The sequence below is a fragment of the Helicobacter sp. genome (assembly GCF_029067145.1).
GTDB lineage: Bacteria > Campylobacterota > Campylobacteria > Campylobacterales > Helicobacteraceae > Helicobacter_D.
On sequence record NZ_JAIEFA010000063.1, the window covers coordinates 1 to 11,716 of the forward strand.

Here is an 11,716-nt window from a genome sequence, read left to right on the forward strand (position 1 = left end):
TTCGCCGCGTGTTAACCTCCATTATGGTAAAATAGTAAGTTAGTAGACGAATATAGCCCGCCGGTTTTAGCCGCTTGTTAAATTCTTTTATGGTAAAATGGATTGTTTTTGTTTTGCTTTACAAAATGAGTTTTAGCCGCTTGTTAAATTCTTTTATGGTAAAATAAGCAAGAGACGATTACAACGAGATGTTAAGTTTTAGCCGCTTGTTAAATTCTTTTATGGTAAAATACAGTAGGCATTGAATTGCGTATGGATTGGGTTTTAGCCGCTTGTTAAATTCTTTTATGGTAAAATACACTTTCTCAATTGCCTTATTTCGCGGTATTTGAAAGATTTTAAAGGCGTAAAATATCCTAAATGAGTAATTTTTAAGAAAATCTAGGATAAAATCTCAAAAGAATTTAACAAGCGGCTAAAATAAGGAGTTTTCGGTCTCCGCAGGGTTACAATCCCTTAAAACCGAATCTACTTTGAATCTTTTACTAATAAATATTTTCAAACATTTTAACCACTCAATCTTTAAAATCTTTATCCTTATAACTTGACAATAGACTAAAAAAGCGTAAGTTGTCTTGGCGCATTAGCTTTTTCATTCTCACTTCTACTGCCTAGCAATAATCGCATATTATCAAATTGCTTTTCAGTAAGGATTAATGCCCGAATATGCCCTTTGGGTGGCACAATCAAACCTACCTTGTCCAAATAATTATTGGCACTTGCTACACCTTTGCAGATTCTCATATACACGCTATATTGCAACATCATAAAGCCATCTTTGATAAGATTCTTACGAAATCTCGCATAATCTTTACGCTCTTTTTTGCTGCAAGTTGGCATATCAAACATCACTAACACTCTCATAAATTTCTCTTCCATTACTCTTTTCCTCGCAAAATAGCGGCAGTTTAAGCTTAAGATTTTCTCTCTCAAGGCATTTCACTACACTTTGCGCACTCACAACGCCTGCACGAGTAAGTGGATAAAGCTTATTTTCTATCATAACCGCACTCTGCAAAATACTTACGAGCTTCACGCGGTTTTGCAAACTTAAGCTCTCCTCTAATTCCCCAACTTCAACCATCTGCACAACAACAGAATCTGCAAAGATTCTATAAGGTTCCATCAAATCATCTGCTAGATTAAAAGCATTAAACTGATTTTTATGATTTATCCCAAGTGCAGGATTTAGTCCGCTCACACAAAGGCTTCTTGCAATCACTCCTCGCATAATTGCATAAGCGTAATTGAGTGCAGCATTTATCGTTCCCATTTTGCCATTTTCAAAAATTTGCACTTTGCGGGAGAAGTTTTTACCAAAAAGAGCCTTGAAATAAATTGTTGCGGCTTTAGCTTCGTTATTGCTTGAATCTCCTAAATTCACACTTTTAGCTAAAGTTTCTAATTCCTCACTTTCTTTTTTATGCAGCATTTTTAGTAAAAGAGATTGGTTGTGAATTTTTGCTTTAATGATTTGCTGCCACAAAATCGCCTTTCTTTGTTTGCTTAAGTTAATTTGGGATTGCAACACGCTAAAACTTCTAAAATGCCCCAAAAATGTCATAAATAGCCCACTTGGTAGGTGGGATTCATCGCAGGTAAAAACAACGATTTTGTGCTGTGCTAACGCATTTAGCAGTGCATTAGTAAGTGTGATTTGATGAGATTCTAACATCACGCACAAAATATCAACAAGTGGAATCTTTACGCTTTCTTTGTCCTTTTGGGCTATGCAAAGATGTTTATCCTCTAAGCTTAATCGCGCGGGTGTGCTTAAAAATAAGGTGCGAAAGGCTGAATCAAACATTTCTCGCCCTCCTTATAGAATCTTAGCCTTTTCTTTTGGGACTGCTTTTAAGTGCGATATTTTGGCGAGGTTCAGGCTCTGCCTTTTGCACTTCTCCCAAAGGCGAGACTTGGTATTTCTCAAAGGTTTTAAGGTTTTGGATTCCTATGCTTTTACCTGCCACTTCTTTTTGTGTGGCATTAGAATAGAGATTCTTTTCATTCTCGCTTAAGCCCTCAAATTTATTGTTATGCTTTTCTACTTGAATGCTTGCGGTTGAAACACCAAAGCTTACAAAGTAGCACAACTCCGCCTTCTCCATTTCCTTTTTCTTCACCTTAATTAAATCGTCTTTAAAAAGACTAAAGCAAAATTCATAGTTAGAATCCATTTCTATCCAATCCTTAATTACCCCATTTTTATCTTTACCTATGGCTACTGCCTTCTTAGGTAAAATTCCAAGTGCAAAGTCCATTGTGTAGATTGGCACACCATAGAATTTACCTTTTTTGTCTTTAAAAATATCCACACGCACCATCGTGCCATTGCTCACAACCTTTGTGCCTATTTGGCGAATTTTTCCTAGACTAATTGCCTTTTCTATACCCTGTTTCCCTCCATAACTTTTTAAAAGTTTTTTGTCCTCAAAAGAATAGAATGTCTCCTGATGCAATGCCCCTCTTGCCCTCTTTCTAGGAGGTTTGGAGACGAAAATAGAATCTACTTTTTCTAACACCATTTGCCTAAAGTTTTCGCAAGGCTCAAAAAATGCTCTTTTGGTTTTATATTCTGATTCCGCAATTTGTTTAGCATAAAATTTCGCCTTATTTTGTTCTTGAATTTTTCTAAAATCCGCAAATTTTTTGATGATTTTTGCATTAGCATAAGCAATAATCACCGCATCAACTGCATGGTGCAGATGATTGTCGCGATTTTTGCTTCCAAGTCCCCAATAATGCCGCAAAGTTGAAGTCAAATGTCCGCTTACTACCTCTATATGCACTTTGCTATTTTTCTCTCCACTGATTGTGCATTCATTTTCGCTTAATGGCAAAAACTCCAAACAATCTTTGCTCCATTGACTAGCAAGTCTAGCGATATAGCCGGTATCATTGAGATTTCGTGCAAGAAATCCTCTCTCTTTATCCTTGAAGTTTGTATTGCCGATTCTGCGCTGTTTTTGCTTAGGGAGTTTTGTGCTAAGATTTAGAATCCTATCCCATTTCTCTTTATCGCCCCCAAAGGCTTCAAAGGGTGTTTTATCAAGCTTATTTTGGTTTTCCCCAGCAAACACAAGCGCCTTATTCATATAGCTATTATCAAAACTTCGTGAGTAAGGGTAAATATGGTCAATTTGCAAGGCATTAGAATCTCTTAAATGACTCTCGGTAATCCTTTTACCACTATAAGCGCAACACTCCCTTTGCTCTATCCAAAGCTTCATCTTAAGAATATTTGTGCTATTAATGGATAATCCTAGAATCTCACATTGTTTTTGTGCTCTTTGATTTGCTTCAAAATGCTCTTTTTGCTCTTTTTCATACTTTTGCCTCTCTTTTGCACTTAGTTTTACCTCACGCGTAAATTCTAAATGAATCTTATGCACTTTTCCATATTTTCTTAAAAGTGTATTTAGCACCTTACGATACTCGCTTAATGCCCTTGCCACAACCGGATTTGCTAAATAGGGTTCATAGTCTTTTAGTGGGATTAAAAACTCTCTCTTTTGCTTATGCTTTCTATGCTCTTGCAATCCTGCCTTTTTCACCGCCTCATCATAGCGCAATCCCTCGCGCATCAAGGGCAGAATCTCGTAGAGTGCCTTAAGGCTTAAATCAATATGCTTTGCAAAACTCAAATTGCTTAGGGCTTCTACTTGCTCCTTGTTTAATGCGGAATAGTTTTGCAATTTTTTAGCTAAATTTTCTTTGCTTTTAATGAGGGTAATATCGGTAGTGATATTATCTAATTCTTCACGAGCAAGCTTGCTAAAGTCTTCACCCATAGCTTTTTTAAAAGCTTTAAGAGCATTAAGATTTTTTAACTTAATAAACTCCCATTTTTCCGCTTCTTGCACTCCTTTGGTGTAGTCCAATTTAGAATCCCTAGCAAACAAAATACGTTCATCAAGTTTTAGAATCTCTCTTAGTTTCTTATAACTTATCTCGCCTTTATCAAGCACAATTTTTAGAATTTCATTGATTTTTTCTACTCCATAGGTTTCACCAATGCCAAGATTCTTGCTTTTTTCCTCAAGGTTTTTTAGGGTATTGATAATGCGTGTGAGAGCAACAAATTCCATTGCACTTAAAGAATCTTTGGGTGCGCGATTTTCATTTTCATAAAATACACATTTGCCAACTTTATCTTCAAAACTCTTTAAATCTCTTTGGTAAAAGGCAGTTTCCAAAATTTGGGATTCAAAATTTTCGCTAAAAGTTGCCCCAAAGCCTTTTTGCTTTTTAAAAATAAACTCTAGCTCATCTTTTAACCATTCTTGTCGCATTGTGTGCTGATAATTGTTGGTTGTATTGCGGATTCTTTGCCCTTTGTCCCGAAACTCTTTATAGAGATATTTGCCAACCAAAAAGATAGTTTTATTATTGGTTTCATCATTAGTTTGATAATTTTTAAGTAATGTTTCATTTTGATACAACGCCTTTAGCACTTTCTCTTGCTCTTTTTTAGAATCCCCATTTGTTGTGGTAGATTCTTTTTCTTGTGGGGCTTTTTCTGCCGCCTTTTTTGCTTTCCCCTCTGCCTCTAAATCACGCTTTGCGTGTTTGTTCCCATAGCCACGATGCTTGGCAATGTGTAAAATCACTCTTGCTAACTCTTTAGGTTCTAACTTTTGCTCCAAAGCAAGAGAGCGCAATTCATAGGGGCTTTTGGTATCTTTGGTTGTCTCATACGCCTTTGGTAATTCCCCATCATTTGCAAAATAATCGCTTAAATTTAGTCCAAACTCTTTACAAAGCAATCTTTTAATCGCATTAAGCCTAGCTTTTCTCCGTGCTAATCTCCGTCTAACCCCTCTTGCTTCTCTACGCGGAGCAGCAAGTGAATCGCCATTTTTTGGATTCTCCGCTTTGGTAAAGATTCTCACCCCACAATCTTTTAATTCTTCTCCCTCTACATATGCCCAACCGATGCTTGTAATGCCTATGTCAAAACCCAAAATTTTCATTGCAACTCCTAACACTTTAAGTCAAACAATAAGTTATAAAAATAAATAACTTTTATTGATTTTTGAATTTTGTATTATTGCTCTATAAATGACAAATTTTACCTTCTAAATTGCAAATCAATCTTCAATATAATTCTTAAGCTTGCGCCCTACTTTTGGGTGTTTTAGCTTTTTAATCGCACTAGATTCTATTTGTCGCACGCGCTCACGCGTTACATTGAGTTCTTTGCCAATTTCCTCTAAAGTCCTATCGGATTCATCATCAAGCAATCCAAAGCGCATACGAATCACAGCTTTTTCGCGTTCATTGAGCTGGTCTAACACATCATCAATTTGGCTTTTTAAATCCTCTTTTAAGATATGGTCCATTGGTCCAACAGAGCTTTTATCTTCTACAAAATCCCCAAACTTTCCGTCTTCACCATTCCCAATAGGCGCTTCTAAACTAATAGGTTCTTTGGTGATTTTGATGACATTTTTTACCTTATCCACAGGCAGTCCCACGCCCTCTGCGATTTTTTCCAAATCCGGCTCTTTACCCTCTTCTTGCAAGAATTTACGCATAATTTTATTAATCCGATTAATCGTTTCAATCATATGGATTGGAATCCGAATCGTGCGCGCTTGGTCGGCAATGGCACGAGAAATTGCTTGACGAATCCACCAAGTGGCATAGGTAGAAAATTTGTAACCTTTTTTATACTCAAACTTATCTACTGCTTTCATTAATCCAATGTTGCCTTCTTGAATCAAATCCAAAAATGGCAATCCACGATTTGTGTATCTTTTGGCAATGCTTACGACAAGACGCAAGTTAGATTTTGCCATTTTTGCTTTTGCTTTATCAGCAATGTCTTTTCCACGCTTAATTTGCTCTAAAATCTGCTTAAGCTTTTCTGGCTCTAAATCAAAGCTCCCCTCGCTTGCTGCTTTAGTTTGAAATAATTTCTTAATCTCCATATAAGTAGAAACCATTGTCGCTTCCGGCGCAGCAGCAGTAATGTCTGCCTTGCTCATTTCTGTGATATTGTCCAAGATTCTTTTATGGTTATTCAGTAAAATATCATTAAATAAAGGTAATCGGTATTCCAAACGTTTTAATTCTTTTTCAAAGCCTTCATCGCTTTTAATTGTATTTTCCATTGCTTTGACAAGCTCATTAATCAGTTTGCTTGTAGGTCCTAAGTCTAGCAATTTTTCTTTTAAAAGTTGTTTTTTATGCGCCAAAGTCAGCAAATACAGCATATCCTCACAACTTTCATTGTCTTTTTCCTGTTCCCAAGTTTTCAACCAATCTTTCTTTGCTTTTTCTAGTGCCTTGAAGCTTATTAGCACCTTTTCTACGCGTTTTTGGTCTTTTTTGCTAATTGGTTTTTTAGAATCTTCACCTTTTTCGTTTTCGCCCTCCTCTTCTTCCTCATCGTCCAAATCTTCTTCTTCGCCCTCCTCTTCGTCATCATCAAAACTTTTAAAAAGCTCTTTGACGCGTCTTTCACGATTAATTAAAGCTTCTTTATAATCCAAAATAAAATCAATCAAATAAGGTACAGAACAAATTGCATCTAGGATAATATTCTCGCCTAGTTCAATGTTTTTGCTAAGCTCCACTTCATCTTCGCGAGTCAAAAGTGGAATCTGTCCCATTTCACGCAGATACATTCTCACAGGGCTATCACTGCGACTCCATTCAAGCAATTCGCGCTCTTTCATAAAGTCAAATTCATCTTCTAATTCTTCATCTAAAAGACGTTTTTTATCCTCTTTGATTTTTCTTGCGTCATCTTGATTGAGAATTTTTGCTACTTCAGAAGCAGACATCAACTTTCTATTGTATTTTTTTGCAAGCTCACTCACTCTTTTAGCCTGCGCAGCGGTAGGAAGTTTGCCCAAAACCTGTGCAATTTTTTCATAAGAAACATATTTGGATTCGCTTTGAAACAATTCGTCTAATTGTTGATTGATATTTTTTGCAGACATAGACAACTCCAAGAAGTAGATAAAACTTAATTTATTTTTAAGCTAATGGAAAAATTCTGATTGTATCTAAAATTTATAAATTTAAGCTTAAAAAATAAGAGAGATTCTAACATTAATGCAAGAATCAATTCAAAATGTTTTAATAGTGTCAAATGAATTTAAAAGTTTCCAATTAAGAACGGAATCTCCAACATTCTTTAATTTCTTTTAAATATTTTTTATCCACTTCGGCAATCAGCAATTCCTCGCGGTCGCCCAAGCAATCTATCACTTCCCCATTGGGGCAGACAAACAAAGAATCTCCATAAAAATTCCACAAAGTCTTTGTGGGTGTGTCTTCATATTGTCCGATTCTGTTTGCGCGCAACACATAACAACTATTCAAAAAAGCTCTCATTTTGATAATGCTACGCCAACGCAAAGAGGAATCAAAGGTAGAAGCACTCGGAAGCAATACACAATCCACATTCTCGTTTTTAAATTTTAACCAAAACTCATCAAAATGCAATTCATAGCCAAAAAGCACAGAAAATTTAATTCCACCCACGCTAAAAATCGGAGGGGTTCTAAGAATTTTTGGAGAAGTATTGGCAAAAAACTTCGCCTCATTCCAATGCTCATAAGGCATAAGTTTCTGCGCTCTATAACGCAAAGCCTTGCCCTTATTGATAATTAGAATTGTTTTAAAAATTTTGCGGGAAACTATTTCTAAAATAGGTGTTACAATGATGATTCCATATTTGCTAGAAAGCTGCAACAAATTTTCATTTTCTTTGTTGATTTGTTCTAGCCATTGTGATTTTTTATGTCTTTTGGACTCCAAATTTTTAAAAAACGGATTGAGTAAATATTCCCCAAAAAGAATAATTTTAGCCTTTGCTTCCACAGCCGCCTTGAGATAAGATTCTATCTCGCTTTGACTTTTATTGTTTGAAAGTTGTAGAGCAGCAATTTTCATTGGTTTTCCTTTTTGTATTGCATTTTGAGTTCCTCGCATTGTAATTGCGCATTTTCCAAAATTTTTTGTGCTTTTTGTAGATTTTCCATACCCTCTTTATAGAACGCTAAACCCTCATTAAGAGTAAGTTCCTCCTCCTCTAATTTTTCTAAGCATTTTGAAATTATACTAAGATAATCTTCAAAGTTCATTTCCTGATTTTTTATTGCTTTTTGCTTATTTTTTTGTATTTCTTCTCTCATGGTTGTCCTTGAGTTTGGGATACATTTGGTGTTTCCAATAAATTTTTAGCATCTATACAGAGATTTTTCCAAGGCGATTCCGCTTGGACAGCTTCGCAACGATTATAAGATTCTATCGCGGCATTTTTATCGCCCAATTTGTCATTTAAATAGCCTTGTAAATAATAAATTTGAATCTGCTCATTTCCTGAATTGGCGCGAGATTCTACATTTTTGAGCAAATCTAGAGATTCTTGAAATTTACCCTCACGATTGAGAGCCTCTATCATACCCAATTCAACCCAAGGGGAATATTCAAAACGTTCATATTGCTTTTGGAGAGCCATTAGTTTGCCTGCATACACTTTAATTGCTGTATCGTCTTTGTTTGCAAGGGCTCTTTGTAAGACTTCCTTATAAACTTCAATCATTGGATTGCTATCTTTTAATTTATCTTCCAAAATAGGCAGAATCTTAAACGCTTCCTCCCATCTTCCTTGCTTACTCAAAGACATAAATAACACCCAAGCACTATCGTTATATGCGGGATTACTTAACAAGCTCAAGGTATCTCTTGCGGCAAGAGCTGCTTTGGGATAATCTTGCATTTCATACTCTACCCACGCCAAACGATAGAGCCAATCCTCTTTATCCGCAGCCGTTTTGGCATTTTGAGATTCTATTTGAGCAATTTTTTGTGCTGCATTGTATTGCCTATTTTCCCTCAAACAATCCAACATCTGCAATCTTTCCTTGCTTTGTAATGGAATCCTCTCGGCATACAAACTACCATAATACGCCGCTTCTTTGCAATTTTGCGCCTTGAGAGAATCTCTAGTTAATGCACTAAGGGCATTGAGCAAAATTTCAGGATTCTCTCCTAATTGACGCTCTAACTCCTCCCTTAAAGCAAAAATTTCTTGATAATTCCCTGTTTCATACAAGGTTTCAGCTTTTTTCTCTAATGCCATTTTGGCTTCTTCTTTGCCTTGATAATTTTGCATTACATAATCATAATGTTCTAATCGCTTTGTCGCATTATCCTCATTATAATTCAACAACAAATTATCGTCTAAATTTTTTACTTCTCGTCGTTCTGCTTCACTTTCTGTTTCTTTAAGCAAAAGTTGATAATATTGGTGCGCTTTTTTGAGATTCCCCGCCTTGTCAAACCATATCGCCATACTTTTAAGGAGCGGCAAATACAATGGGTCATCTTTATCCTCCAAAGTCTCAAACATTATTTCTGCCACTTGCGAAGGCACATCTACGATTCCAACTTCTGCCCAACCTTGCAACAAATTATAATACTTTGGAATGTCTTTAAGAAAATATTTTGGATTCGCGTCCAAGACATTTTTAAGATACCTTTGTGCCTCTGCTTTATTTTCTGCCTTGCGATAATAATCCCCAAGCAAAATAGATGCTAAAGAAGCGATTTCTAAATCTGTCGCTTCATTTAAAGCAGATTCATACATATTCAAAACAACTTTGCGGTCTCCCCTAATATAAAGATTCTCCCCATAATCAAGTCGTGCAAGAAGCTCGTATTTATCGCCTTTGTGTTCGTTAAAAAGCCTATCATAATAATACTTTGCCTCTTCAAAAAAGTTCATTTTGGCATAAGTCTTTGCCAATATAAATAAAATTTGTGGCACATGAACATCTGTCGGATAAGCTTCCAGCCAAGCTTTAGCAAGCATCATTGTATCTTCATAATTTTCCTCTTTGCCCAAGCTATCTAATGCAGCAATTTTAAAATATAAAATATCACGTTTAAAGATTGTATCAGGATAAAGAACAAGCATTTCTTCTATTGCATTCAAAGCTTCAGTATAGGATTCTTCAGCAATTAAGGATTGTATGTGCAAAAAAGAATCCTTGTCCATTCCAACTTCATTATTCATCGGGCGCATTTGCACATCTAATGCCCCCACTCTTGGTAAATGTTCCTCAAAAAAAATAGGAAAATTCAACCCATTGCTTGGTTGGTCGTTTAAAAATGGAATCTTATTTTCATAACCCAAAATTTGCCAACGTTTGGATTTTTCATTGTGTTCTTGCGGGATAGGCTGATTAGAGATAAGACTAAATTCTGTATTATAAAGTTTAATTTTTTTGCCATTTTTTGGTTTGATTTTTAAAAAGAATCTCTGCGTATTGTCCTCAAGACTTTCTGGCACGATAGAAAAAAATAAAGTCTCGCTGCGTTGAAAACGCGATAATAATGGGGAATCAAATCCGCAAATAATCTCGCTGACTTCAGATGCTCTATCGTAAGATTCCTCACAAGCAAATGGAGTATTGTCTATTAGGTTTAAAACGGCAAAGTTTCTATTCTCTTCTCTGCCGCTATTGATATAAAATTCTAATCCAAAAAAAGAATTTGCTACAAACAATAATAAAAATACTAAGTGATTCTTGCTTTTCATAGATTTCCAAATTTTAAATGTGAAATTATACTTTCTTTTCTTTGAAATTTACTTTTAGTCTTTTGAAGCTGGAATAAATTCAAAATAACTAATCTCTGCACGCGCCAAAATGCGCATAGGAGGTCCCCAAAATCCCGTGCCACGATTGACATAAATCTGCGTTGTTGGGCTGTGCTGATACCAACCTGCCAAATAAGGTTGGTCTAGTTTTACAAGGAATTGAAAAGGAAAAATTTGTCCCCCGTGCGTGTGTCCGCTCAAAATCAAATCCACTTGATGTTCCTCTCGCACCTCAAGAGCAAATTTTGGCTGATGCGCTAACAAAATCAAAGGTTGTGATTCTGCTCTATTGTTCAAGGCTTGTTCTAAATTTGGCTCTAAAACTCCGATTCTGCGACCAAATAAATCATACACTCCCGCCAAATTTAACACCACTTCTTTTTGCCCATTGATACTTTTTATTAATTGCACGCATTCATTTTCCAATGTCTTGATTCCAATAGCTTTTAAGCTTTCAAGCAAGGGCTGGATATTGTGGAAATATTCGTGATTTCCTGTGATAAAATACACACCCAAAGGAGCTTGAAGCTTGCCAAGCTCTGCAATGGCTTTGGGCACGCGTCCTGCTTCTGTGTCTATAATATCACCGGTTAGCACAATAAAATCTGGCTTTAGCGCGTTGGTTTGATTCACAATTTGGCACACGACATTTTCTTCAATCAATCCCCCGATATGCAAGTCGCTAATTTGCACTGCACTCATTGGTATTTTAAGATTCTTTAATGGAATTTTGACACGCTCTATTTTAGGAGATAATCTCCCCTCTACCAATCCCGTGCCTAGATAACCTAACGCAAAGATTCCACTTGTAGCATTTAAAGTCCTTTGAAAGAATCCTCTGCGCTCTTGAGAGAATTTTGGAAAAAGCCAAATCATAAGACACAACAATAACGCAAGGAATTGATAAACTAACATTGCGACAAACAATACAAATCCTACACCAATAGATAGAGAGGCTAAAAAATATAAACTTTGTGGAAAATCTACAAAATAACGCGCCGCAAAATAAATCACAACTCCCAAAAAATTAAAAATCAAAAAAGTTTTCAACACCAAAAGCGGAATTTTTAATTTGACGATTTTTTTAATAAAGAA

8 protein-coding genes and 1 CRISPR repeat array are annotated in these 11,716 nt (G+C 36.0%); all 8 genes read right to left on the bottom strand.

Annotation, left to right across the window (positions count from 1 at the left end):
• Positions 1 to 298: a CRISPR direct-repeat array (repeat unit 37 nt; unit sequence GTTTTAGCCGCTTGTTAAATTCTTTTATGGTAAAATA).
• A 257-nt stretch (positions 299 to 555) separates the two neighbouring features.
• Complete coding sequence (gene cas2, locus K2N75_RS06345; protein ID WP_034327912.1) at positions 556 to 879, bottom strand: CRISPR-associated endonuclease Cas2; 324 nt, start codon at positions 877 to 879, stop codon at positions 556 to 558.
• The gene (gene cas1 / locus K2N75_RS06350) at positions 842 to 1,807 is read right to left on the bottom strand and encodes a type II CRISPR-associated endonuclease Cas1 (RefSeq protein ID WP_297679772.1); all 966 of its coding nucleotides are present in this window, start codon (positions 1,805 to 1,807) and stop codon (positions 842 to 844) included. The genes cas2 and cas1 overlap by 38 nt, the downstream gene beginning before the upstream one ends.
• A 22-nt stretch (positions 1,808 to 1,829) precedes the next feature.
• Positions 1,830 to 4,973, bottom strand: coding sequence for a type II CRISPR RNA-guided endonuclease Cas9 (gene cas9, locus K2N75_RS06355; protein ID WP_297679771.1), 3,144 nt, complete (start codon positions 4,971 to 4,973; stop codon positions 1,830 to 1,832).
• 117 nt (positions 4,974 to 5,090) lie between these two features.
• Positions 5,091 to 6,950, bottom strand: coding sequence for an RNA polymerase sigma factor RpoD (gene rpoD, locus K2N75_RS06360; RefSeq protein WP_297679770.1), 1,860 nt, complete (start codon positions 6,948 to 6,950; stop codon positions 5,091 to 5,093).
• 172 nt (positions 6,951 to 7,122) lie between these two features.
• On the bottom strand, positions 7,123 to 7,908 hold the full coding sequence (locus K2N75_RS06365; RefSeq protein ID WP_297679769.1) for a carbon-nitrogen hydrolase family protein: 786 nt from the start codon (positions 7,906 to 7,908) through the stop codon (positions 7,123 to 7,125).
• Positions 7,905 to 8,150, bottom strand: coding sequence for an exodeoxyribonuclease VII small subunit (locus K2N75_RS06370; protein WP_297679768.1), 246 nt, complete (start codon positions 8,148 to 8,150; stop codon positions 7,905 to 7,907). The genes K2N75_RS06365 and K2N75_RS06370 overlap by 4 nt, the downstream gene beginning before the upstream one ends.
• Positions 8,147 to 10,561 carry a flagellar functional protein gene (locus K2N75_RS06375; protein WP_297679767.1) on the bottom strand — a complete coding sequence of 805 codons (2,415 nt, stop codon included), beginning with the start codon at positions 10,559 to 10,561 and terminating at the stop codon, positions 8,147 to 8,149. Before K2N75_RS06375 ends, K2N75_RS06370 begins: the two co-directional genes overlap by 4 nt.
• 54 nt (positions 10,562 to 10,615) lie before the next feature.
• Positions 10,616 to 11,716, bottom strand: a 1,101-nt coding sequence (locus K2N75_RS06380; protein WP_297679766.1) for a metallophosphoesterase, incomplete at its 5' end; no start/stop codon positions are given.